Origin of the sequence: Segatella bryantii, from assembly GCF_022024215.1 — a bacterium.
Taxonomy (GTDB): Bacteria; Bacteroidota; Bacteroidia; order Bacteroidales; family Bacteroidaceae; genus Prevotella; species Prevotella bryantii.
Genome location: NZ_CP091798.1, coordinates 531,430 through 555,649, shown reverse-complemented (window position 1 = coordinate 555,649; position 24,220 = coordinate 531,430). Strand labels below are relative to the sequence as shown.

General features: G+C 38.7%; 21 protein-coding genes and 1 riboswitch. Of the genes, 10 read left to right on the top strand and 11 right to left on the bottom strand.

Going from position 1 to position 24,220, the window contains the following annotated elements; all coding sequences use genetic code 11:
• Positions 1 to 48 precede the first annotated feature (48 nt).
• Together L6471_RS06270 and L6471_RS06265 are read left to right on the top strand one after the other, a co-directional pair.
• Positions 49 to 2,124 carry a DUF4842 domain-containing protein gene (locus L6471_RS06270; protein WP_094448040.1) on the top strand — a complete coding sequence of 692 codons (2,076 nt, stop codon included), beginning with the start codon at positions 49 to 51 and terminating at the stop codon, positions 2,122 to 2,124.
• A gap of 102 nt (positions 2,125 to 2,226) precedes the next feature.
• Positions 2,227 to 3,477 (top strand): nucleotide sugar dehydrogenase, encoded by a 1,251-nt coding sequence (locus tag L6471_RS06265; protein ID WP_094448041.1) that lies wholly within the window; start codon positions 2,227 to 2,229, stop codon positions 3,475 to 3,477.
• Positions 3,478 to 3,618: 141 nt separating this feature from the next.
• A riboswitch (TPP riboswitch) is annotated at positions 3,619 to 3,719 on the top strand.
• A 242-nt stretch (positions 3,720 to 3,961) separates the two neighbouring features.
• Here the strand turns inward: L6471_RS06265 and fmt are convergent.
• Positions 3,962 to 4,942 carry a methionyl-tRNA formyltransferase gene (fmt, locus tag L6471_RS06260; RefSeq protein ID WP_094448042.1) on the bottom strand — a complete coding sequence of 327 codons (981 nt, stop codon included), beginning with the start codon at positions 4,940 to 4,942 and terminating at the stop codon, positions 3,962 to 3,964.
• A 128-nt stretch (positions 4,943 to 5,070) separates the two neighbouring features.
• Here fmt and L6471_RS06255 point away from each other — a divergent pair, with 128 nt between their 5' ends.
• Both L6471_RS06255 and L6471_RS06250 read left to right on the top strand, forming a co-directional pair.
• Positions 5,071 to 5,649 (top strand): L-threonylcarbamoyladenylate synthase, encoded by a 579-nt coding sequence (locus tag L6471_RS06255; protein WP_006283465.1) that lies wholly within the window; start codon positions 5,071 to 5,073, stop codon positions 5,647 to 5,649.
• Positions 5,650 to 5,766: 117 nt separating this feature from the next.
• A complete protein-coding gene (locus L6471_RS06250) occupies positions 5,767 to 7,488 on the top strand; it encodes a chloride channel protein (protein ID WP_050787964.1) in 1,722 nt (573 codons plus the stop codon).
• 100 nt (positions 7,489 to 7,588) lie between these two features.
• Here L6471_RS06250 and L6471_RS06245 read toward each other — a convergent pair whose 3' ends face one another.
• Positions 7,589 to 8,569: an ROK family protein gene (locus L6471_RS06245; RefSeq protein ID WP_006283463.1), complete on the bottom strand. Its 981-nt coding sequence runs from the start codon at positions 8,567 to 8,569 to the stop codon at positions 7,589 to 7,591.
• Between the two features lie 155 nt (positions 8,570 to 8,724).
• Between L6471_RS06245 and L6471_RS06240 the strand changes: the two genes are divergently transcribed.
• Genes L6471_RS06240 through L6471_RS06225 form a run of 4 tightly spaced genes read left to right on the top strand, consistent with a single transcriptional unit; the run spans position 8,725 to position 12,508 of the window.
• A complete protein-coding gene (locus L6471_RS06240; RefSeq protein ID WP_006283462.1) occupies positions 8,725 to 9,402 on the top strand; it encodes a LysE family translocator in 678 nt (225 codons plus the stop codon).
• A gap of 21 nt (positions 9,403 to 9,423) precedes the next feature.
• Positions 9,424 to 9,978, top strand: coding sequence for a DUF4924 family protein (locus tag L6471_RS06235; RefSeq protein WP_006283461.1), 555 nt, complete (start codon positions 9,424 to 9,426; stop codon positions 9,976 to 9,978).
• Positions 9,979 to 9,999: 21 nt separating this feature from the next.
• Positions 10,000 to 10,899 (top strand): dTDP-4-dehydrorhamnose reductase, encoded by a 900-nt coding sequence (rfbD, locus tag L6471_RS06230; RefSeq protein ID WP_237797573.1) that lies wholly within the window; start codon positions 10,000 to 10,002, stop codon positions 10,897 to 10,899.
• Between the two features lie 43 nt (positions 10,900 to 10,942).
• Positions 10,943 to 12,508 carry a peptide chain release factor 3 gene (locus tag L6471_RS06225; RefSeq protein WP_006283459.1) on the top strand — a complete coding sequence of 522 codons (1,566 nt, stop codon included), beginning with the start codon at positions 10,943 to 10,945 and terminating at the stop codon, positions 12,506 to 12,508.
• Positions 12,509 to 12,600: 92 nt separating this feature from the next.
• Here the strand turns inward: L6471_RS06225 and L6471_RS06220 are convergent, their stop codons facing one another.
• The 7 genes from L6471_RS06220 to trpD are packed head-to-tail and all read right to left on the bottom strand — an operon-like array spanning position 12,601 to position 19,165.
• The gene (locus tag L6471_RS06220) at positions 12,601 to 13,164 is read right to left on the bottom strand and encodes an anthranilate synthase component II (RefSeq protein ID WP_006283458.1); all 564 of its coding nucleotides are present in this window, start codon (positions 13,162 to 13,164) and stop codon (positions 12,601 to 12,603) included.
• 23 nt (positions 13,165 to 13,187) lie between these two features.
• Positions 13,188 to 14,642, bottom strand: coding sequence for an anthranilate synthase component I family protein (locus tag L6471_RS06215; protein ID WP_027454138.1), 1,455 nt, complete (start codon positions 14,640 to 14,642; stop codon positions 13,188 to 13,190).
• A gap of 11 nt (positions 14,643 to 14,653) precedes the next feature.
• The gene (gene trpB, locus L6471_RS06210; RefSeq protein WP_006283456.1) at positions 14,654 to 15,862 is read right to left on the bottom strand and encodes a tryptophan synthase subunit beta; all 1,209 of its coding nucleotides are present in this window, start codon (positions 15,860 to 15,862) and stop codon (positions 14,654 to 14,656) included.
• A gap of 12 nt (positions 15,863 to 15,874) precedes the next feature.
• The gene (gene trpA / locus L6471_RS06205) at positions 15,875 to 16,651 is read right to left on the bottom strand and encodes a tryptophan synthase subunit alpha (protein WP_006283455.1); all 777 of its coding nucleotides are present in this window, start codon (positions 16,649 to 16,651) and stop codon (positions 15,875 to 15,877) included.
• 2 nt (positions 16,652 to 16,653) lie between these two features.
• Positions 16,654 to 17,358 carry a phosphoribosylanthranilate isomerase gene (locus tag L6471_RS06200; protein WP_006283454.1) on the bottom strand — a complete coding sequence of 235 codons (705 nt, stop codon included), beginning with the start codon at positions 17,356 to 17,358 and terminating at the stop codon, positions 16,654 to 16,656.
• Positions 17,359 to 17,365: 7 nt separating this feature from the next.
• Complete coding sequence (gene trpC, locus L6471_RS06195) at positions 17,366 to 18,160, bottom strand: indole-3-glycerol phosphate synthase TrpC (RefSeq protein WP_173651796.1); 795 nt, start codon at positions 18,158 to 18,160, stop codon at positions 17,366 to 17,368.
• Positions 18,161 to 18,166: 6 nt separating this feature from the next.
• Positions 18,167 to 19,165 carry an anthranilate phosphoribosyltransferase gene (gene trpD, locus L6471_RS06190; protein WP_036858300.1) on the bottom strand — a complete coding sequence of 333 codons (999 nt, stop codon included), beginning with the start codon at positions 19,163 to 19,165 and terminating at the stop codon, positions 18,167 to 18,169.
• A gap of 656 nt (positions 19,166 to 19,821) precedes the next feature.
• Here trpD and L6471_RS06185 point away from each other — a divergent pair.
• Positions 19,822 to 20,418: an RNA polymerase sigma factor gene (locus L6471_RS06185; protein WP_006283451.1), complete on the top strand. Its 597-nt coding sequence runs from the start codon at positions 19,822 to 19,824 to the stop codon at positions 20,416 to 20,418.
• Here L6471_RS06185 and rpe read toward each other — a convergent pair.
• The gene (rpe, locus tag L6471_RS06180) at positions 20,404 to 21,054 is read right to left on the bottom strand and encodes a ribulose-phosphate 3-epimerase (protein ID WP_006283450.1); all 651 of its coding nucleotides are present in this window, start codon (positions 21,052 to 21,054) and stop codon (positions 20,404 to 20,406) included. The genes L6471_RS06185 and rpe overlap by 15 nt on opposite strands.
• Positions 21,055 to 21,077: 23 nt before the next feature.
• The gene (locus L6471_RS14135; protein WP_006283449.1) at positions 21,078 to 21,203 is read right to left on the bottom strand and encodes a hypothetical protein; all 126 of its coding nucleotides are present in this window, start codon (positions 21,201 to 21,203) and stop codon (positions 21,078 to 21,080) included.
• Positions 21,204 to 21,632: 429 nt separating this feature from the next.
• Between L6471_RS14135 and L6471_RS06175 the strand changes: the two genes are divergently transcribed.
• On the top strand, positions 21,633 to 24,203 hold the full coding sequence (locus L6471_RS06175) for a glycoside hydrolase family 88 protein (RefSeq protein WP_006283448.1): 2,571 nt from the start codon (positions 21,633 to 21,635) through the stop codon (positions 24,201 to 24,203).
• Positions 24,204 to 24,220: the final 17 nt, after the last annotated feature.

The following is a 24,220-nucleotide window of genomic DNA, read 5'->3' as shown; positions in this document are numbered from 1 at the left end:
TAAACTTATTAATAAGTAGTATACATATTAAAGATTTACTTTTTATACATGAAGAAGAGTTATTTTGTGGATGGAGCTATGGCTTTAGCCTTGGCCTGCACATTAGTAGGATGCTCTAAAGACGACTTAAGTAGTGGTGAAGTTTCAACTAATTCAAGCATTGATGCAGCTTCAGATCAGAATTGGCAAATGCTCAATACTGGCAAAGTTAATATTGGTATTAACAAAGATGCTGGTGAAAGTTATAGTGTTAAATTATACGCAAACGATCCGTTCGTAAATAATGAAGGTACAGTTCTAGCAGAAGGTACTGTAACAAGTGGTAATACCTTTACTTCTACATTTACATATCCAACAGCCGATACCACTTTCTATGCGGCTTACAAGGATAGTAAAGGTTATACTTACGTTAAAGCCGTACGTGTAGACAATAATGCTATCACCACCTCATTTGGTACGGAAAGCAGCGCTAATGCTAAAAGTAATATTTCAAGAGCAACATCATCATCAGAAATGTTACCAGGTGTTGAAACTCCTAATTTTGCATCTTATAAGACAGGTACCGTTGAATTAACCAATAGCAACGCTACTGTAGACTGGAATGGCGACGCTAACTATACTACTAAAATTAAGATTTCTAGTGGTAAATCTTGGTCTGGTGCAATTGATATTCTTGGCAAAGAAGGTGATCACGCTCGAACATTATACATTGAAGGTACTTGGAACTTAGGTAGTGCATCTCAGCTATTAGGTAGCAACGGTGTTATCGTTGTTGCTAATGGTGGCGAAATTGTAATTCCTTCCGGAGCTACTCTTCAAGGTTATGGAGATGCAAGAATCTACGTTGCTCCAGGTGGCAAAATTTCTGGTAACGGTAATCTTACTTTTGCTAATGGAACTAATTATAGCTACAATGCAGGTGATATTTCTGTAACAACAATCAATAACAATGGTGGAAAGTTCTATAACTATGGCACAATGACTTCTGCCAACTTAGAAGGCAGTTCTACAGGTAGCATTTTCGAAAACCATGGTAAGATGTTTATAGAGAACTGTGGTAACAATGCATATAATTCAGAAATCAGAAATGCTTGCTGGTTGGAATGCACCAATATGAAAGCTGTGAACCTATATCTTGGTCCAAATTCATATACACATGGAGAGAACCTTGAAATGGGTGGTGGTACAGCAAATATCAGTAGCAATGCCATTCTTGATATGACAGGTAATATCAGCCTTAACAATACGACAATATCGGGCCCTACCTCAGAAGATTTTGCTTTGATACAATTTGGAACTATTTCCTATTGCAACGCAAGTTTAGTAAAAAATAATGTTCATATCAGTGTAGAAGAAGGTAAAACTGATACTCCAAATACACCATATTGGAATTTTACTAGTGGCTTTAATCACTATTCTTGGTCAACTGATGTTATTGGTACTGGTAATGCAGATATCATACAGAAGGGTCAGGCACAAGTTGTTATTCCTGGTGGTGAGTACTCTGATGGCAACTGTTCTGTAGGCTATAACTACAATTCCAAAAAGAATGAAGCAGACTATACCCCTGCTACAGAAATTGAGGAAAACAAGCAGACTTATACCTATGCATTCGAGGATACTCAAAACAACACGGATTACGACTTGAACGATGTTGTTATTACCATCAAGGATAACGAACAGAATTCAAACAAGCTGGATATTTCCCTTGTTGCCTTAGGCGGTACAAAGTTTGTTAAAATGTACTTAGGTGGCAATGTTCTTTTCAATGATAAAGAGTTACATTCGGTCTTCGGTGTAAGTCGGGATGTCATGGTCAACACGGGTGCAGAAGGCGGTGTAACGAAATCTGCTGTAACTACAACTATTGACAAGCCTAGTAATTTCGATTTTTCAAACCCAGGTTTAGTGCTATACGCATCAACTACAGGTAACATTACTTTGGCTACACAAGGACAAGACCCACATGCTATCGCAGTTCCTGGAATATGGGCATGGCCTTTGGAAAAAATTATCATCACTAAAGCTTATGCTAACTTTGAAACATTTGCAAAAGATGGAAGTCATCAGACAGCTAAAGACTGGTACAACTATCCAACGACTGGCAAAGTATATACAGAATAAGTTTAATTTCAAAATATACTAAAAAATCAGCACCTATTTATATGTGAAGTATAAATAGGTGCATTTTTTTTACTATCTTTGCCAACAAGTTAAAATCGACTTATGAAAAAGAAATATAACATAGCTGTAGCTGGTACAGGCTACGTGGGCTTAAGCATCGCAACCTTATTAAGCCAGCACCAACACGTGGTAGCTGTTGATGTCGTTCCACAAAAGGTGGAAATGCTGAAAAGACACATCTCACCTATTCAGGATGAATATATCGAGAAATACTTAGCAGAAAAAGATTTGGATATCGATTTCACAACTGATGGTTCTGTCGCCTATAAGGATGCAGATTTCGTTGTTATCGCAACTCCAACTAATTATGATTCTGAAAAAAACTATTTCGACACACAGCATGTAGAAGAGGTTATCGAATTGGTGATGGATGTTAATCCGAATGCTATTATGGTCATCAAATCAACAATACCTGTAGGATACACCGAGAACATCCGCAAAAAATACAATTCAGACAATATCATCTTTGCACCAGAATTTCTGCGTGAAAGTAAGGCGTTATACGACAATCTTTATCCTAGCCGCATTATCATAGGTCGACCTGAAGGTGACGAAAGGATAAATAATGTAGCTCATATCTTTGGCAAACTTTTGAAAGAGGGAGCCATCAAAGAGGATATTGAGACCTTATATATGGGGCTTACTGAAGCAGAAGCCGTAAAACTATTTGCAAATACATATTTGGCTCTTCGAGTTAGTTATTTCAATGAACTCGACACCTATGCTGAAGTAAAAGGCTTGGATACGACGAGTATTATTCAGGGGGTATGCCTTGATCCACGAATTGGAAGTTTTTATAATAACCCTTCATTTGGATATGGTGGTTACTGCTTGCCTAAAGATACCAAGCAACTATTAGCCAACTATAGTGACGTGCCAGAAAATCTGATTCAAGCTATCGTAGACAGTAACCGCACTCGTAAAGATTTTATCGCCGACCAAGTTCTTCATATGGCCGGATATTATGACTATTACCATCGAGGTGATTATGATATCAATGAAGAAAAACATTGTATCATCGGTGTGTATCGACTTACTATGAAAAGTAATAGCGACAACTTTAGACAGAGCAGTATCCAAGGGGTAATGAAACGTATCAAGGCCAAAGGTGCTGAGGTAATCGTCTATGAACCAACTCTGAAAAATGGAGAAACCTTCTTTGGGAGTAAAATTGTTAACGACCTGAAAGTATTCAAATCTCATTCACAAGCCATTATTGCTAATCGCTATGACAAAGTACTCGACGATGTCAAAGAAAAAGTTTATACTCGCGATATTTTCAGAAGAGATTAAAACAATATAAAAATAGCAGAATCTTTTGAAATTCTGCTATTTTTATATTGTTAATAAACAAAAGTAAGTATTTTTATCAAAAAAATTACGATTTATTTGTTTAGTTTGATAAAAATACCTAATTTTGCAACCAACACAGACAGACTAGCAAAGGGGTGCTCGGAGAATTCTCCAGCTGAGAACAGACCCTACCATAACCTGATACGGGTAATGCCGTCGAAGGGATTGCGTAGTTATACTTTCATATTTTTCGACATAGCATCCCCCCTCTTTTTCATAAAACTTCAAAGAAAATTTGATTATACAAGTAGTAATATATATAAGCTAATTCAAACCAAGATCACATACCTTACTGAACTTCTATATATATAAATCTATCCCATGAAAACACGAAAGCAGGGGGCTATTCGTGCATCGGATTGCCATATACTTTAAATGCATATTCTACAAAAGGCAACGAAGCACGCTCTCCCTGCTATTTTTATTATTCCACACGATACTTATCGAAGTCACGATTGCCATTCAAGAAATCCTTAATCAACATTCGCTTCTTTCCAGGCATTTGTAACTCTAATATTTCTAACCAGCTATCAGCAGTAGCAACATATAGGTGAGACTTATCCACCTTAATTGTTCCCACAGGATCATGAACAGGCTGATCAGTCTTTGCAGTTTTAAAAATTTTCAAGACCAAAACTTTAGCATCCTCATTAGACACCTCTTTCAGATTAGTCCAAGTACCAGGATATGGAGAAAGACCACGTATGAAATCATAAATACGCTTAGCAGGCTGATTCCAATTGATTTCACAAGTCTCCTTAAATATCTTAGGAGCATGCTTCAATTCAATTTCGCCTTCAGCAGGCTGTGGCATAGACTCAATTTCACCATTGCAAGCTATTATCTGATCAATCGTTTCAATAGCAATATCCGCACCTAAATGCATCAAACCATCATAAACATATTCCACATCAGCCTGATCAGGAATAGGAAAATGTTTTTGCATAATGATGCGCCCAGTATCTATGTCATGATCCAAGAAGAATGTTGTAACACCAGTCTCTGTCTCACCGTTAATTACAGCCCAATTAATTGGAGCTGCCCCACGATACTGAGGCAATAAAGCTGCATGCACATTAAAAGTACCCAATCGAGGCATACCCCACACTATCTCTGGTAACATACGGAAGGCGACGACAACTTGGAGATCAGCCTTATACGAACGAAGTTCTTCTACAAAAGCAGGATCTTTCATCTTCACAGGTTGCAATACGGGTAATCCTACACTAAGTGCATACTGTTTTACCTGAGAAGCCTGCAATACATCCTGATGGCGACCAACAGGCTTATCTGGCTGTGTTACTACAGCCACCACATTATACCCTCCCTCTACGAGAGCTCGAAGAGATTCCACCGCAAATTCCGGTGTTCCCATAAAAACGATACGTAAATCTTCTTTAGTCATAGAACGCAAAGTTATTAAAATTTTGACTTATATTACCGATTAAGGTATAAAAAACAAGAAAAATTTCTCATTTTTTGGAATTTTAGAAAAATTTAGCTACATTTGCTAATCTGATATAATAAAATAATATGACGCAAGAAGAAGATATTAAAAACGCCGTCGCTGTAATGCGTAAAGGCGGTGTTATTCTCTATCCAACAGATACTGTTTGGGGTATTGGCTGTGACGCAACAAATGCAGAAGCTGTTGCTAAGGTATATAAGATAAAAAAAAGGGATGATTCTAAAGCTCTCATTTGCTTAGTCGATAGCGACAATCGTCTCCAACGCTATTTCAGAGACATTCCTAACGTCGCATGGGATTTATTTGAATCGATTTCAGAAAACACGAAACCTACTACTGTTATTCTTGACAATGCGAATGGCGTTGCCAGTAACTTGGTAGCAGAAGACGGAAGTCTTGCTGTTCGTATCACGAAGGAAAAATTTAGTCACGAACTCTGCTACCGATTCCAAAAACCAATAGTAAGCACAAGTGCTAATATCAGCGGACAGCCTGCTGCGTCTAACTATCGTGACATTGATCCTGTTTTGCTCGAAGCTGTAGACTATGTTTGCGCATCTCGTCGCAATGAACATAAGCCACATACTCCTAGCAGTATTGTGAAGCTGTCACAAAACGGAGAAATCCAGATTATCAGAAAATAGTAATTTATTATATTTTGCCAACTAGTAAGAGAAAGAGATTACGTGGAAGAGATTAAAGATAATAGTTTAAGCGGAAAAATTATAACTTGGAGACAGGAGCATATTACCGACAGACAGATGACACTTATTTTGTCTTTCGTCATCGGTTTTTTAGCTTCCGTAGCTGCTTATATTCTTCATTCTATTACCCACGAGATTCGACATCTGCTGACGGCTAACTTTAGTGAAGATTCTTTCAACTGGCTTTACCTTTTATTTCCAGTTATAGGTATTTACCTTACATCACTTTTCATTAAATATGTTGTAAGGGATAATATATCACATGGTATCACACGAGTACTTTATGCAATGTCGACCAAGCGTGCCCGACTAAAAGCTCATAACTGCTGGTCGTCTGTTATAGCTTCTGGCATAACCATCGGATTTGGTGGTTCCGTAGGAGCCGAGGCTCCTATTGTTCTCACTGGATCTGCTATCGGTAGTACTCTTGGTCAATTGTGTAAGTTAGACAACAAGACTCTAATGCTTCTGGTTGGATGTGGTGCAAGCGCCGCTATTGCCGGTATCTTCAAAACACCAATAGCCGGATTAGTATTTACATTGGAAATTCTAATGGTAGACTTGAATATGGCCTCACTATTGCCTATTCTAATTAGCTGCGTAACAGCCACACTGTTTTCTTATGTGTTTGTTGGCACAGAGTCTCTCTTCGATTTTACCTTGAATAATCCTTGGGAAATGAATCGTACACCAGCATGTATTCTCTTGGGTATCTGCTGTGGATTTGTTGGCTTATATTTTATGCGTGCCATGTCTTCGTGTGAAGGCATGTTTGCAAAAATGAGCAATCGACCATATCTTAAACTAGCATGTGGCGGATTACTCCTAAGCAGCTTAATTTTCTTTTTCCCATCACTCTATGGTGAAGGATATAGTGACATCAATATATTTCTCTCTGGAAATACTGCAGCAGATTGGGGAACAATAATGAATGGGAGTTTATTCGCTGGCCATAGCAATCTGCTCTTATTATATGTAGGTATCGTATGCTTTACAAAAGTCTTCGCCACATCAGCAACAAATGGTAGTGGTGGCTGTGGTGGTACCTTTGCTCCTTCCCTTTTCATTGGAGGATTCTTTGGTTTCTTCTTTTCACACTTGTGGAACACAGAACAATTTGGTGTTTATATTCCAGAAAAGAACTTTACTCTAATGGGCATGGCAGGTGTTATGACTGCCGTAATGCACGCACCCCTTACTGGAATATTTCTGATTGCCGAATTAACAGGTGGCTATCAGCTTTTCATTCCACTAATGATTGTCTGCATTTCAGCCTATCTTACTACCAACATTTTTGAGACCCATAGTATTTATGCTCTCCGCCTTGCACGTGAAGGTAAATTATTGACTCATCATACAGACCAGGCTGCCCTTACTCTGATGAGTATGCACAGTGTTATCGAGAAAGACTATAGCTATGTTGGTCCAGACTTACCCATGGGCAAATTGGTCAATGCTATTAGTCGAAGTCATACCAACTTTTTGCCTGTACTTGATCAAGACAAGACCTTACTTGGTATCATCGATGTGGCTCAGTTGCGCCATATTATCTTCCGCACAGAACTCTATCAGAAATTTACTGTGCGACAATTAATGATGGAACCTGCAGCAACACTCCACGAACACGAAGCAATGACCGATGTCATGAAACAGTTTGATGCAACCGATGCCCAACAATTACCAGTAGTAGATAATGACGAGAAACTTATTGGCTATATCAGCCGTATGCGCATGTATTCAATGTATCGAAAAATTATCACAGACCTTTCGGCAGAATAAAGAAAATATATCATATTACTAAGGCTTGGTAACATCATTACCAAAAAAATTGGGCATACCATTACGGCATGCCCAATTTCTATAGTATATGATTTACGCATTATATATCCCAACCCACAGCAGAAGCGCCAAGAACAGCAGCACTGCTACCATCAAGGGTAGAAATAAGGAACTTCGCTTTACCCTTGAAAATCTTCATGACATGCTCATCATATGATCGCTTAACATGATTCATAAGGAGATCGCCAGCTTTGGTCAAACCACCAAAGAATACGAAAGCCTCAGGACTACAAAAAGCAGCAAAGTCAGCACAAGCCTCACCAAGCATGTTACCAGTGAACTCATATACACGCAATGCTAAAGCATCACCCTTAGCAGCTGCCAAACTAACCTCAAGACTGGTAATATTCTCTGGCTTTAAAGCACGAAGCAATGAATCTTCATCACTGTTGGCCAAAAATTCACGAGCAGTACGCGCTACACCAGTAGCAGAACAATAGGCCTCGAGACAACCGGTATGGCCACAGCCGCAAGTACGACCCTCTTTACCACGAACCATAGTAACATGGCCCAACTCGCCAGCAAAACCATCACAACCATACACCAACTGACCATTGATGACAATACCAGAACCAACACCTGTACCTAATGTTATATCAATAAAGTTTTTCATGCCACGAGCTACGCCATAAGTCATTTCACCTAAAGCAGCAGCATTTGCATCGTTAGTCAATGCTACAGGAAGACCACCTAAAGCCTTAGAGAAGAGATCTGCTAAAGGAACGATACCATCGTGTGCCCACTCCAAATTTGGAGCAAATTCAATTGTACCTTTATAATAATTACCGTTTGGAGCACCAATACCCATTGCCTTAATGGTGTCCATACCACCAACAGAATCAATAATCGGCATAAGAGCCTCTATACTTGCTTTTACATAATCATTTACATCTTTAAAGCCTTGTGTCTTAATTGCTGTAGTTGCCTTAATCTCGCCACGAGCGTCTACGATTCCAAAGACTGAGTTTGTACCACCCAGATCCAAGCCGATTACATACGGCTTCATAGATTGTTCATTCATCAATTACAAATTTATTAGTTAGAATTATATAAAGCAAAGATAAATAAAAAAAAGGAAAAGAAACAAGAAGATTTCGCTATTTTTTCAAATAACCACTGCGTTATTGTCGCATATCAATTAAATTTTGTAATTTTGCAAATTGAAAAAATATAAATATGCCATTTCAATTTCATATAGATATTCTGGAACTGATTATTAAAGGCATCATTATAGGTGTCGCCGCTTCAGCTCCAATGGGACCTGTTGGCATTCTTTGTGTTCAACGAACCCAGAAAAAAGGTCGTTGGTTCGGTTTCGTAACCGGCATCGGTGCCGCAGCAAGCGATCTTCTTTATGCCCTTTTAACAGGTGCAGGAATGAGTTTCGTGGTCGATCTTATTAATAACCCAGTTAATAAATTCTATCTTCAGTTAGTAGGTGGAATTATGCTCCTTGTGTTTGGACTGCTCAGTTTCTTCAGCAATCCTTTAAAAAAAGCACATCAAGGAGGTCAAAAAAAACTGGGTACACTGTGGCATAATGGTGTAACCGGATTTTTAATCACGCTATCCAATCCTCTGATTATGCTTCTATTTATGGCACTTTTTGCTCAGTTTAATTTTGTGCACCCTCATGAACCTTCACTCATGATCTTAGGGTATGCAGCCATGCTTTTCGGAGCTTTGCTATGGTGGTATGGATTAACATGGCTTATCGATAAGATTCGTACAAAGTTCGACCAGACAGGTGTGATTATCATCAACCGCATTATTGGTAGTTGTGTCATCATTTTCAGTATCGTATCTCTAGTAGGTACAATATTTAATATTTATCTGTTCCCAACTAGTATTTAACACGTTTTTAAAAGGAAATATATGTTTATTGCTCAAGAATTAAGAAAGAAATCTATTGCAGAGTATATGCTCTACATGTGGCAAATCGAAGATACCATACGTGCGATGGGATGCAGTCTGCCAGTGATAAAGAAAATGTATATTTCGAAATTCACAAACCTTACCGAAGAGCAGATGGATGAAGAAATCGACTGGTTCGGTAACCTCATCCGCATGATGAACGAGGAAGGTAAACGTGATTTCGGACACCTAAACGTGAATAATGTGATTATGCAGGATATTATCGACTTGCACAATCGTATGTTGCAGTCTACACGATTCCCTGTTTACAACGCTGAATACTATAAGGTGTTACCATACATCGTGGAATTAAGACACAAGGGCGAAGAGGATGTAAACGAAATCGAAACTTGCTTTAATGCTCTCTATGGTAAAATGATGTTGCAGCTCCAGAAAAAAAGTATTTCGCCAGAAACAGAACATGCCTTCCAAGAGATTACACTCTTCATCGGCATGCTAAGCGATTATTATATTAAGGACAACACTGAAGGTCTTGACTTTGGTGACAATGAATAAACACATAAAAGTAGTCAAAAAATGAATATATTAGTAACAGGCGCCAACGGACAGTTGGGTAACGAAATCAGATTAGTAAGCCAACAATCAACTCAAGATCATTATATATTTACAGATGTAATAGCATTGGAAGGTGTTGAAACAACTATTCTCGACATCACAAAGTTGGAAGATGTTCGAAAAATTGTAAAAGAACAGGAGGTAAAATGCATCATCAACTGTGCAGCCTGGACTAATGTAGACAAAGCTGAGACTGCTGGTGATATTGTTGAGACTCTCAATGCTACAGCTCCAGAAAATCTGGCCAAGGCAATGAAGGAAGTTGATGGGGAACTGGTACATATTAGTACCGACTATGTATTCGGTGGTGATCCTTATAATACGCCATGCAAGGAAGACCAGAAAGGTACCCCTACAGGTGTATACGGCATGACTAAACTACATGGAGAACAGAAAATTCAGGCCTCGGGAGTAAATTATCTTATCATCCGTACAGCATGGCTTTATAGTGAATTTGGTCACAACTTCGTAAAGACTATGCTTAACCTTACCGCAAGCAAACCACAACTGAAAGTGGTATTCGACCAGACAGGTACACCAACATACGCTGGTGATTTAGCTACAGCAATCTTTGATATTATCGAAAATAGAAAATATGAAGGTAATACTGGTGTATATCATTATAGCAATGAAGGCGTATGCAGCTGGTATGACTTTACTGTAAAGATTGCCGAACTAGCAGGTAATACAAACTGCGATATCCAACCTTGTCACAGCAACGAGTTTCCGAGTCCAGTGACACGTCCGGCCTACTCTGTACTTGATAAGACCAAAATAAAAGAAACATTTGGCATTCACGTGCCATACTGGGTAGATTCACTGAAAACCTGTATGCGTAACATGAATGTAATCAAAGCATAATATTAAAACCGTAAAAAGAGAGGCGCGAGCCCCCGTATTTAGTATGACTGAAATAGAAAGACGTCGCACCTTTGCGATTATATCACACCCGGATGCGGGTAAGACAACTTTAACCGAAAAGTTCTTGCTCTTCGGTGGACAAATTCAAGTAGCTGGTGCTGTAAAGAACAACAAGATTAAGAAAACGGCTACTTCAGACTGGATGGATATAGAGAAACAACGTGGTATCTCTGTATCTACCTCTGTCATGGAGTTCGATTATAACGGCTATAAGGTTAATATTTTGGATACTCCTGGTCACCAAGACTTCGCTGAAGATACTTATCGTACTCTTACTGCTGTAGATTCTGCTATCATCGTGGTAGACTCTGCTAAAGGTGTGGAGGCTCAAACGCGTAAATTGATGGAGGTTTGCCGTATGCGCAATACTCCTGTGATTATATTTATAAACAAGATGGACCGTGAAGGACGCGATCCTTTCGACTTGTTGGATGAACTAGAAGAAGAACTGAACATCCATGTTCGTCCGCTCAGCTGGCCTATCAACCAAGGTCAGCGTTTCAAAGGTGTGTACAATATCTACGAACAGAAACTAAACTTGTTTACACCTAACAAACAGCGAGTAACAGAAAAGGTAGAAATCGATATTAACAGCAATAACCTTGACGAGCAAGTAGGTGCAGAAAATGCCAGCCAACTTCGTGACGATCTTGAACTTGTAAATGGAGTATATCCGGAATTTGATATCGAAAGCTATCGTAATGCTGAAGTTGCACCTGTATTCTTTGGATCTGCACTCAATAACTTCGGTGTACAAGAGCTACTCGATTGTTTCGTACAGATAGCACCAAGTCCAAAGCCAACCAAGGCAGAAGAACGAATGGTAGAACCAACAGAACCTAAGTTCACTGGTTTCATCTTTAAGATTACTGCTAATATTGACCCTAATCACCGTAGCTGTATTGCCTTCTGCAAAGTTTGCTCGGGTAAGTTCGTTCGTAATGCCCCTTATCACCATATCCGTCTGGATAAGACGGTACGATTCAGCAGTCCTACTCAGTTTATGGCTCAACGCAAGAGTACCGTAGACGAAGCATACCCTGGTGATATTGTAGGTTTACCGGATAATGGCATTTTCAAAATTGGTGATACATTGACTGAAGGCGAGAATATTCACTTCCGTGGTCTTCCTTCTTTCTCTCCTCTTTTGTTTAAATACATCGAAAATGACGACCCTATGAAGAGCAAACAGTTCCAAAAGGGTATTGAACAGTTGATGAATGAGGGTGTAGCCCAAATGTTTGTTAATCAGTTTAATAATCGTCGAATCATTGGTACAGTAGGTCAGTTGCAGTTTGAGGTTATCCAGTATCGTCTGGAGCATGAATACAATGCTAAGTGTCGCTGGGAACCTGTTCACTTGCACAAAGCGTGCTGGATAGAAAGTGACGATGAACAGGAGCTAGAGAATTTCAAGAAGCGTAAGTACCAATATATGGCTAAGGATATCGAAGGCCGTGATGTATTCTTGGCTGACTCAGGCTACGTTCTGAGCATGGCAGAACAGGATTTCAAGCATATTAAATTCCACTTTACCTCTGAATTCTAATCGATGAAAATCGACTAAGCATAATCGAAAAACGCCATCATACTATTATAAGTAAGATGGCGTTTTTTATTGACGACTTTAAAAATCTGCAATTATGCCTCCAGCCAGTTATTAATCATACGCTTACCTTCTGGTGTAAGAACAGATTCTGGATGGAACTGAATACCATGAATATTATAGTGCTTATGCTTAAGTCCCATAATTTCTCCATCATCACTTACAGCAGTAATTTCTAGAGAATCAGGAAAATCCTCCTTGTCAACCACCCAACTATGATAACGGCCTATCTTAAAATGACGGTCAATTCCCTTAAAGATCACATCATTATCATAATGCACGCAATCTGTAGCTACACCATGATACACTTCCTTCAGATTAATAAGTTTTCCACCAAAAGCCTCCCCTATAGCTTGATGTCCAAGACAAACACCTAACATAGGTTTAAGACCTGCATAAGAATGAATTACATCAAGCAACAAGCCAGCCTCTGAAGGAATACCAGGACCAGGACTCAATATAATCTTATCAAACGGTTCCAACTGATTCAAGGTAAACTGATCATTACGGAATACCGTAACATCAACTCCCATCTCACGAACAAGATGAACCAAATTATATGTAAACGAATCGTAATTATCGATAATAACAACTTTCATATTTCTTTTACTTTATTGAGGAATCAGAGGTTTTCTGCCATATGAATAGCTTTAACCAAAGCGCCCAACTTATTATTACTTTCTTCCAACTCGTAATCGTCATTACTCTTCACGGTAATACCACTACCTGCCTGAAACCAAAGTTCATTGTTACGACTTATAAATGTGCGGATAACAATAGCCTGATTCAAATCACCATTGAGTCCGATAAAACCAATACATCCACCATATGCTCCACGATTATGAGGCTCCATCTCACTAATTAACTGCATGGCACGAACCTTAGGGGCACCACTCAGCGTACCAGCTGGGAATGTATCAATAAACTCCTTGATACGATCAGCGCCCTCATTCAGTTCACCACTGACACGGCTAACCAAGTGGATAACATGACTATAAAACTGCATGTCCTTATAGAAATCTACCTTAACATTATGACAGTTACGACTTAAGTCATTTCTAGCCAAATCTACCAACATAACGTGTTCAGCATTCTCTTTCGGGTCATTACGCAAGAATTCAGCATTCTTACGATCCTGTTCTGGATTACCAGTACGCTTGGTCGTTCCCGCTATCGGATCAATAAAAGCACGATTGCCTACAATTCGATTATGTGTTTCTGGTGAAGAACCGAATATACGGAAACCACCGAAATCAAAATAGAACAAATATGGACTTGGATTAATACTACGAAGCGCACGATAAAGTTTAAAATCATCACCTTCAAACTTTTGAACAAAACGACGACTGATAACAATCTGAAAGACATCACCACGTTGACAATGCTTGACACATCGTCGGATATTCGCCTTATGTTCTTCGTCTGTCAGTGTAGAAGTTGTATCACCAACAGGATGAAAATCATAAGGTTTAACCGACGCACGATTCATATTCTTCTCCAAAGCTATCAATGTCTCCTCGCCCACAGACTGATGCCCTTGCGGAACAAGCGTGATCAACTGCAAAGTATTATCATAATGATCAAAAACAATAAGGTCTTGATACAAAATATACATCAAGTCAGCAGCATCATTTTTACTCATCGTAGTATCCTTAACTGGAATATCCTCAAAGTAACGAATGGCATTAGAAGACGTATAACCATATAAGCCCATATAACTAGCACCTTCTCCTATTACTGCAAAATGACTGATAAAATCATTAACAGCAGCAGCAACCTTTTCCTTAGCATTACCTTTAATAATGGGATCTTGAGAATTCGGAGCATACCCCGCAATCTCTTCGGTTTCAACTGTACCATCAGGATAAGTCTTAGTAATAATACCATGACCCACTTGTATATTTGCAATCGGATGAATACCAATAAAAGAGCGCGAGTTATCATTACCATGATAATCAGAACTCTCCATCAGAGCAGATTGTGGATATAAGTCACGAAGACGCATATACACACCTACAGGAGTATAAAGATCACCAAGAATTTTCTTGGTAACTGTCGTATATTCAAATTGCTTCATACCTTTCATAATTAAAAATTACCATATTCCTTAGCCAATGGCTTATTATTGAGATAAGTCTCAACATCTTTGTCACCACGACCAGAAACAGTAAGTACAACAACATCCTCAGGCTTAAATTTCAACTTCTTTAAAGCGGCAATGGCATGGGCACTCTCAATAGCAGGAATAATACCCTCCATACGAGTTAACTCATAACCTGCATAAATAGCCTCATCGTCATTCACAGCCAACACTTGCTCACGACCCTTAGATGCCAAATCGGCATGCATAGGACCAATACCTGGATAATCCAAACCAGCTGATATCGTGAAGGCTTCCTGAATCTGACCATCTTCGGTCTGCATGACAAGTGTACGAGAACCATGAACGATACCTTCTGTACCTACCTGGATGGTTGCTGCTGTATGATCGGTATCAATACCTTGACCTCCAGCTTCAGCCAAAACAATCTTCACACGCTCATCATCTATATAATGATAGATAGTACCAGCGGCATTTGAGCCACCTCCTACACAAGCGATAAGATAGTCTGGATAATCACGTCCAATCTTTTCCTGTAATTGCTCTTTTAACTCCCTACTGATAACACTCTGCATCTTAGCAACGATATCAGGATAAGGGTGAGGTCCCATAGTACTACCTACGATATAGAAAGTATCCTCTGGATGACAGCACCAGTCACGAATAGCTTCAGAACAAGCATCGCTTAATGTCATGTTTCCAGTAGTTACCGGATGAACTGTAGCACCAAGCATCTTCATACGTTCCACATTCGTATGCTGACGCTCCACGTCTGTTTTGCCCATAAAGATTTCACACTGCATATTCATCAAGGCACAAACGGTAGCAGTAGCAACACCATGCTGACCAGCACCTGTCTCAGCTATGATACGAGTTTTACCCATCTTCTTGGCCATCAAAATCTGTCCTACGGTGTTATTGATTTTATGAGCACCTGTATGGTTCAAGTCTTCACGCTTCAAATAGAGCTGACAGTTATATTTCTCACTCATACGCTTTGCATAATAAAGAGGAGAAGGACGACCTACATAATCTCTTAACAAAGCATAATACTCATCTTGAAACTCCTTAGACTGAATAATAGGCAAATACTGAGCCTGCAAATCATGAACACATTTATACAAGATTTCTGGAACATAAGCACCACCAAACTGTCCAAAGAATCCTTTTTCGTCTACACTATATTTTTTAGTCATCTTATTTTCTCCTTATTTCTTTAAAGCTTCATACAACAAATCTATCGCCTTATCAGGATTCTTTGTTTCATTCAAAAGCGCAACAAACTTAGACCCGATAATAGCACCAGCAGCATTATCCTGAGCACTTTCAAGGGTCTGCTTATTACTGATACCAAAACCTATCATACGAGGATTTTTCAAATTCATGGCATTGATATGGTTAAAATAAGCTACTTTCGCTTCATTAAAGTTACTCTGTGCACCTGTAATGCTGGCAGAGCTTACCATATAGATAAAACCATCGGTATTATCATCGATAAAACGAATACGCTCATCGCTAGTTTCAGGAGTAATCATCATGATGACACGAATATCATACTTATCAGCAATCGGCTTAACTACCTTTTGATAGTCATCAAATGGTAGGTCTGGTATAATAGCACCTGAAGCCCCACATTCAACACAACTTTGGAAGAATTTCTCAAAACCATAGTGCATGATAACATTAAGATAACCCATCATAACCAGCGGAATATGAACTTCATTCTTAATCGCTTTCAACTGGTCGAATAATTTTTGAAGGGTCATGCCATTCTTTAAGGCTACTGTACCTGCAGCCTGTATAACAGGGCCATCTGCCAAGGGATCACTGAAAGGAATTCCTACTTCTATCATATCGATACCACGACGTTCTAAAGTCTTAATAATTTCGCCTGTACCCTCCAACGTAGGACATCCTGCACAGAAATAGAGCGATAGCAACTTGCGGTCTTGACGCTCACTGAAAAGTTGATTAATTTTGTTCATATCTAGTTTCTTATTTTTTCAATAAATTCTTGTAATTGCTTGATATTTTTCAAGGCTGGTTCAGTTTCAAAGCAACTGTTTACATCTATGCCTGCCCACTTGGGATGATGAAACGATTTGAGCTGCTGCACATCGTCCGGCCCAATACCACCACTCAAAAGGAATGGAGTATCACCTTGATAAGCCTGAAGTACACTCCAATCAAACTGATGTCCACTACCTCCCACTGTAATACATTTCGTATCAAAAAGAAAGAGATCAACATGTCCTTCATAAGCTTTACATTTCATAATATCTGCAACATTAGATATAGAAATGGCTTTTATAATCTTGAGCCCAGGATGAATATCAGGATCTACCGAACGGCGGAGATTATCTATCATGACAGGGGACTCATTTCCATGCAACTGTACATAATCAAGATCATAATTATAAATTTGTGTTATGATATTTTGCGGCATATCGTCTACAAAAACACCTACTTTCTTAATATGTTTCGGAAATATGAAATTAGGCTTTCCACCTTGATCAACAGCATAGACAAAACGCTCAGGACTATAATCGGGTATGATACCTGCACGACTACTGAGCATGCTGACGTAACGTTTACTCTTCGGATAGAAGATAAAGCCCATCAAATTGATATCCAACTGCGATGCCTCACGAATATTTTCGGCTTCACGCATACCACAAACCTTGATAATCATATCGAAATTATTTTGCTAGTTCAGAAATAAACTGTTGAAGAGCCATACCAGGATTATCTTCTTTCATAAAATGTTCACCCATCAAAAAGCCACGGAAGCCTACCTCGCGTAACTGCTTGACCGTTTCGACTTTTCCGATACCACTCTCGCTAACCTTACACACATCTGCAGGAAGTTTCTCTGCCAAACGGAAACTGTTTTCTACTTGGGTTACAAAACTACCTAAATTGCGATTATTAATACCATACATATCTGGACCGAGTTCAGCATATTCAAAATCACGGTCATTGTGCATTTCTAACAGTACCTCCAAACCTAATTCATGTGCCAACTTCAACAGATGTGCACATTCTTCCTTACATAAATCTGCAGCAATCAACAAAACAGCAGAAGCTCCACAATAACGAGCCTGAAAAAGCTGATACTCATCAATCACAAAATTCTTATATAATATAGGTATGGTGACTCCATTCGCACGAGCCTGTTGAATATACTCATCATAACCACCAAAATACTCGGTATCAGTAAGAATGCTGAGAGCAGATGCACCAGCCTCTTGATAAGCCTTGGTTACAACCTCAGCTTTGGCATCACGATGAATCCAACCTTTACTTGGACTTTTACGCTTAAACTCTGCAATAATTCCAGAATCAGACTTCATCAATGCTTGACGCATAGAGGGTACCGATGTGTCGAGCATATTCTCTACCATCGGATAAAGCTTACTAGGAGATATAAAAGCCTTGCGCTCTTCGATTTCTATACGCTTATGTGCAACAATTTCTTCTAAAATATCAGCCATGACAAACTAGGAATTGATTTCAACAAACTTCTTAAATGTAGCTAAAGCCCTACCACTATCAATACTTTCACGAGCTATTTCAATACACTCTTCGATAGATTTCTGTCCCTTCTCTAATACCTGAATAGCAAAAGCAGCATTAGCTAATACGATATTCTTTTGAGCAGGAAGAGCCTTATTTGCCAAAACATTATCAAAAATTTCTGCTGCTTCTTCTTCAGTGGCACCACCTTTCAATTCTTCTGGTTTGGCTATTTCGAAACCAAGATCAGATGGTTTGAATATCTTTTCATAGTTATTTGTTGTCACCTTGAAATCACCAGTCAAACTGATTTCATCATAACCATCAATACTATTGACAATACCAAAATCAATACCAATCTTTTGATAAACTTGTTTATACAGACGCATCCGATCTAAATTAGCAACTCCAAGAAGCTGACAAGAAGGCTGTGCTGGATTTACTAAAGGACCAAGCAGATTAAATACAGTAGGGAACTGAAGAGCTTTACGAATAGGCGCAACAAACTTCATAGCACTCGCAAAAAGCTGAGCATGAAGATAAACGATACCAGCCTCATTAATAGAACGATTTAAAGTATCCAAGTCTGCCGTAAAGTTTACACCATGATTTTTGATGACATTAGAAGCACCACTAACAGAAGTAGCAGCATAATTACCATGCTTAGCCACCTTATAGCCTGCACCAGCAATTACAAAACAAGAAGTAGTAGAAATATTGAAAGTATTCTTACGGTCACCACCTGTACCTACGACATCAATATAACGATCACAATCAAGTAACGCAGGAACACCAGTTGCCAAAATTCCATCACGAAAACCTAAAAGTTCATCAACTGAGACACCTCTCATTTGTAGACCAGTTAGCAGAGCGGTAATTTGTTCTTCTGGAATTTCACCTTGAGTAATAGCAACAATAATCTGCTTCGTTTCCTCACGAGTCAATTCCTCATGATTTAGCATTCTATTCAAAATTTCTTTCATTCCCATTGTATTAGTCTCCTATAATTTTATGTTGTTATAATCTTGAAAAGTGATAAAAAAGGAAAGAGGCCTGTCGTAAGAACGGCAGGCCTCTTTGTGTTATTTTCTAAGTTCAGATATCCACATGGCTTAGCGACTCACGACTTATTTAAATCTTGAGCAACGCCACCACCAAATGTTAAATACTGAATTCATCATTTCTTGCTATTTTGTTTAATTTTTACTTTTGCAAAGATACGGTCTTTTTTGAAATTACCAAAAGATTTAAAGAAAAAAAGAAAAAAAAGTTTTAACCTGCTTATATTTCTTGAGCAAATATATCGTTTTGACATCATTCACATTATTATAATAACGAAAAGAAATATTTCAAATTTATCTCCTTATACATCATCCACTTACCTCTATAAACATCTTAACTGACGAAGTACACGATTTAACCAATACAAAATCATCTAAAAATTAAAATACGATCACCAAAAAACGAATTCTAATACAAAAGGAAACAGTTTTTGCATTTTATTGTATTTTGAGTGTTAAAAAATTTGGAGAAAACAAACTTTTCTTTTACCTTTGCCATTATAAACCTCATTTATGAACAACAAAATTTAGAGCCTATTGATTTAATTCTACCTCAAAAACTCAAAACAATAAAGCAAATGAAAAATCTATCTGATATGACCGACGAAGAGTTGGCCCTATCCTACATCAATGGAAATAATAAGGCTTTTGATTTGTTGTTAACACGCAACCAAACCAAAATATTTTCATATATCATGTTCGTTGTTCACGACCATGACTTGGCTGATGACATCTTTCAAGAAACCTTTATGAAAGTCGTTACTCGATTACAGCAGGGAAAATATATTAACAATGGAAAATTCTCTGCTTGGTGCACACGTATCGCCCATAATATTATTATGGATTGGTATCGTGAACAAAAAAGCAACAAAGTAATAGAATCGGGACAAGAAAATGATCTGTCAAATATAGGTTCAGAGAATACCATCGTAACCAATATAGAAAACGAATACGTCAACAGCCAAGTACTAAGAGACGTTAAAAACATGATGAACCAACTTCCAGCAAGCCAGCGTGAAGTAGTCTACATGCGTTATTATCAGGAATTATCGTTTAAGGAAATTGCTGAAATAACAAATGTCAGCATCAATACCAGTCTGGGACGTATGCGTTATGCTATCCTTAACCTCCGCCGTATGGCAAAGGATAATGACATACAGTTACAACTCCTTTAAATGATGTATTACATCTTCTGGGGTTTGAGCCTTAAAGACATAACTACCACTGACAAGCACATCAGCTCCAGCTTTTACTAGACGAGGAGCCGTCTCGCCATTGACCCCACCGTCAATTTCAATTAGGGCCTTACTACCACTTTTATCTATAAGTTCACGAAGTCGTTTTAATTTACCTATGGTATTTTCGATAAATTTCTGTCCACCAAAACCAGGATTGACACTCATCAATAATACCAAATCCACATCAGTAATAATATCTTCTAAGACTGATACAGGAGTGGCAGGATTCAAAGTTACACCAGCTTTCATACCAGCATCATGAATCTGCTGAATAGTACGATGCAAATGTGTACAAGCTTCATAATGCACATTCATCAACATAGCACCGCTTTTAGCAACTTGATCAATATAATTTTCAGGATGTACGATCATCAAATGCACATCCAGCGGTTTTTGACAATACTTTCCTACAGCTTCAAGGACAGGGAATCCGAAACTGATATTAGGTACGAATACCCCATCCATAATGTCCATATGAAGCCAATCGGCCTCACTGCGATTGATCATTTCCACATCGCTTTTCAAATCAATAAAGTTAGCAGAAAGCAATGATGGAGAAACAATTGTTTTCATTTATTCTTCTTTTTCTTAATTATTTAATTCAAACATGATACTCTTTCGCCATTGTTCATACGCACAACGCGATAAGTATGAGCAAACTGCTTAATTATCCTAATTGTAAGATCAGAAGGTTTCATTTCATCAAGAGTAAACTTCTTCATAGGCAATTATTATTATCCAAGTAACATTCTTTTTATAGATAACGCAATACAGAAGCAAATATTACTTTTAAATCAAACTTTTTGGAGAATACAATCGAAAGAGGTTGGCGCAGGATGCACCAACCTCGGAAAAGGGGATTTCAAAAAATGTGAAATCACCTAAATATTTCGCAAATATAAACTATAATTTATAAAAAAGCAAGTCTTTATCCTAAAAAAACATTTTTTTAACATTGATAGCGCACACAATATCTCCAGCTTTACGTTACTATAATAGCCCCGAGAAAGACTTCATCAAAAACTGGTTTTCCGCCATTTGATAAAAATTCCTATAAAAGCGATGATTTGTACAAAACTATTTCGATAAATAATCGTATATTTGGGGACTATTTTGAAACTAATAACTCAAAACAATAAAGTAAGTAAAAAATGAAGAAATCTTTATGGACTCTTCTATTTGCCCTACTTCTTCCAGCCAGCATGTTTGCTTCAGGATGGAACGAACAGGAGTACAAGCAGATAGAACAAAGTGTGAAGTTACCACAAATCAAAGGTAAGGATTATGTAGTAACCAAGTATGGAGCCTCAGAAAAGGCATCGGCTGCCGCTAATCAAAAGGCCATCAATCGTGTTATCGCAATGGCTTCAAAAAAAGGTGGCGGTAATGTTATCATTCCTAAAGGAACTTACTCTACAGGCGCAATTACTATGTTGAGCCATGTAAACTTGGTTGTAGAAGAAGGTGCTACGCTGCACTTCGCTTTCGAACCAAAACTATATCCTCTTGTACGTACTTCATGGGAAGGTTTGGCATGCTGGAACTATTCTCCATGTATCTATGCCTACAAAGCTACTGACATTGCCATCACAGGTAAAGGTACTATCGATGGTGGTGGTTCTAACGATACTTGGTGGCCTATGAACGGTAATCCAAAATTCGGATACAAACCTGGTATTACTAAAGAATCTCAGAAATTAGGTTCCAGAGCAAAACTCATGAAGATGGCTGAGAATGATGTTCCTTTCGATGAACGTAAGTTTGGTATGGGTCAGGGACTTCGTCCTCAGCTTATCAACTTTGTACGTTCTGAGAATATTCTCATCAAGGATGTCACTCTACTCCGCTCTCCATTCTGGGTTATCCACCCTCTTTTGTGTAAAAATATCACAGTAGACGGTGTTCAGATTTGGAACGAAGGTCCTAATGGTGATGGTTGCGACCCTGAGGCTTGTGAGAATGTCATTATTCAGAATACCCTCTTCCATACAGGAGATGATTGCATCGCCATCAAGAGTGGACGTAATAACGATGGCCGTTTCTGGGGTAAACCAAGCAAGAATATCATTATCCGCAACTGTAAAATGGAAGACGGTCATGGCGGTGTCGTAATCGGCTCCGAAATTTCTGGCGGTTGCGAAAATGTATATGCCGAAAACTGCTACATGGACTCTCCTAATTTGGAACGTGTACTTCGTATCAAGACGAACAATTGTCGTGGTGGCTTAATACAAAATATCAACATGCGCAATGTGAAGGTGGGTCAGTGTAAAGAAGCTGTTTTAAAAATCAATCTTGATTACGAAAACAATGAAGATTGCTATCGTGGCTTCGAACCTACTGTTCGTAACGTAAACATGGAGAACGTTACTTGCGAAAAAAGCGAGTACGGTGTACTCATGATTGGATTGGATAATGTGGATAACATCTACGATATCAACCTCAAGAACTGTACATTCAATGGTGTTATCAAACAGCCTGTTAAGGTTACAGGAAGAACCAAAGATGTACATTACGATAATGTATTCATCAACAACAGTCTAGTACTGAACAAAGGAGAACAGCCTTACAAGAGTTACGCACAGTGGCTTACATACAGCGAAATGAAGCGTGTGCCTCACTCATATCTCCTTGATTTCTCTAAGAAGCCAAAATGGAGCTATGTAATGGGTATTGAAATGGAAGGTATGCTCGATACCTATCTGAAATATGGTGGTGAAGACATCATCAACTATCTCAAGGAATATCCTGAGACCATGATTGATGAAAAAGGAAATGTCATTGGCTATGCGTATGAAGATTTCAATCTAGACAATATCCGTACAGCCAAATATATTCTTCGTATGCAGAACCTTTTCCCTCGCAAGGGAAACGAGAAAGCACTAAAGACTTTCTTCAAACAATTGCAGAACCAACCTCGTACCAAAGAAGGGGTATACTGGCATAAAGCCATCTATGCGAACCAGGTATGGCTCGATGGTATCTTCATGGGATTACCTTTCTACTGTAATTATGCTGTACAGACCCTGAAACCTAAGAAAGCAAAAAAATATCTTGATGATGCTGTAGACCAGATGATTAAGACCGACAAGCGCACTTATGATGAGAAAACGGGGCTTTGGAAACACGCTTGGGACGAAACCCATTCTCAATTCTGGGCTGACAAAGAAAACGGAAAGAGCAAGCATACTTGGGCTCGTGCCTTAGGATGGTATGTAATGGCTATGGCTGAATGCCTCGATGCAATGCCAGAAAATTACGAGCGCCGTGGTGAGGTTATCAACCTTCTGAAAAAGGCTATGGATGCTGTTATCAAGAATCAGGATAAGACTACTGGTGTATGGTATGATGTCATGGATGTAAAGAGTGACAAGAATTACTTGGAATCTACAGCTTCTAGCATGTTCGCATACGTTCTCTTAAAAGGCTACAATAAGGGCTATCTTGGAGAAAAATACAAGAATGCTGGTATCAAAGCTTACAACGGCATCATCAATCAGTTTATTCAGGTTAATGCAGATAAGACCATCAGCCTTACTAAATGCTGTAGCGTAAGTGGCCTTGGCCCTGGTCCTGGTCCATATGTAAAGAAGCCAAACTACAAACGTGATGGTAGCTTCGAATATTACATCAGTGAACCTATTCGTGATAACGACGCTAAAGGTGTTGGTCCTTTCATTTGGGCAACCCTTGAATTGGAGAAGATCCAAACTAGCAAATAAAAAAAGATTTTCAAAAT

Bases quoted from the DNA above. Each gene is read 5' to 3' on its own strand.
- L6471_RS06245 (WP_006283463.1), bottom strand. From the start codon at position 8,569: ATGAATGAACAATCTATGAAGCCGTATGTAATCGGCTTGGATCTGGGT.
- L6471_RS06240 (WP_006283462.1), top strand. From the start codon at position 8,725: ATGCCATTTCAATTTCATATAGATATTCTGGAACTGATTATTAAAGGC.
- L6471_RS06250 (WP_050787964.1), top strand. From the start codon at position 5,767: ATGACACTTATTTTGTCTTTCGTCATCGGTTTTTTAGCTTCCGTAGCT.
- L6471_RS06235 (WP_006283461.1), top strand. From the start codon at position 9,424: ATGTTTATTGCTCAAGAATTAAGAAAGAAATCTATTGCAGAGTATATG.
- rfbD (WP_237797573.1), top strand. From the start codon at position 10,000: ATGAATATATTAGTAACAGGCGCCAACGGACAGTTGGGTAACGAAATC.
- L6471_RS06185 (WP_006283451.1), top strand. From the start codon at position 19,822: ATGAAAAATCTATCTGATATGACCGACGAAGAGTTGGCCCTATCCTAC.
- trpB (WP_006283456.1), bottom strand. From the start codon at position 15,862: ATGACTAAAAAATATAGTGTAGACGAAAAAGGATTCTTTGGACAGTTT.
- rpe (WP_006283450.1), bottom strand. From the start codon at position 21,054: ATGAAAACAATTGTTTCTCCATCATTGCTTTCTGCTAACTTTATTGAT.
- trpA (WP_006283455.1), bottom strand. From the start codon at position 16,651: ATGAACAAAATTAATCAACTTTTCAGTGAGCGTCAAGACCGCAAGTTG.
- L6471_RS14135 (WP_006283449.1), bottom strand. From the start codon at position 21,203: ATGAAGAAGTTTACTCTTGATGAAATGAAACCTTCTGATCTTACAATT.
- L6471_RS06270 (WP_094448040.1), top strand. From the start codon at position 49: ATGAAGAAGAGTTATTTTGTGGATGGAGCTATGGCTTTAGCCTTGGCC.
- L6471_RS06255 (WP_006283465.1), top strand. From the start codon at position 5,071: ATGACGCAAGAAGAAGATATTAAAAACGCCGTCGCTGTAATGCGTAAA.
- trpD (WP_036858300.1), bottom strand. From the start codon at position 19,165: ATGAAAGAAATTTTGAATAGAATGCTAAATCATGAGGAATTGACTCGT.
- trpC (WP_173651796.1), bottom strand. From the start codon at position 18,160: ATGGCTGATATTTTAGAAGAAATTGTTGCACATAAGCGTATAGAAATC.
- L6471_RS06220 (WP_006283458.1), bottom strand. From the start codon at position 13,164: ATGAAAGTTGTTATTATCGATAATTACGATTCGTTTACATATAATTTG.
- L6471_RS06175 (WP_006283448.1), top strand. From the start codon at position 21,633: ATGAAGAAATCTTTATGGACTCTTCTATTTGCCCTACTTCTTCCAGCC.
- L6471_RS06265 (WP_094448041.1), top strand. From the start codon at position 2,227: ATGAAAAAGAAATATAACATAGCTGTAGCTGGTACAGGCTACGTGGGC.
- L6471_RS06215 (WP_027454138.1), bottom strand. From the start codon at position 14,642: ATGAAGCAATTTGAATATACGACAGTTACCAAGAAAATTCTTGGTGAT.
- L6471_RS06225 (WP_006283459.1), top strand. From the start codon at position 10,943: ATGACTGAAATAGAAAGACGTCGCACCTTTGCGATTATATCACACCCG.
- fmt (WP_094448042.1), bottom strand. From the start codon at position 4,942: ATGACTAAAGAAGATTTACGTATCGTTTTTATGGGAACACCGGAATTT.
- L6471_RS06200 (WP_006283454.1), bottom strand. From the start codon at position 17,358: ATGATTATCAAGGTTTGTGGTATGCGTGAAGCCGAAAATATTCGTGAG.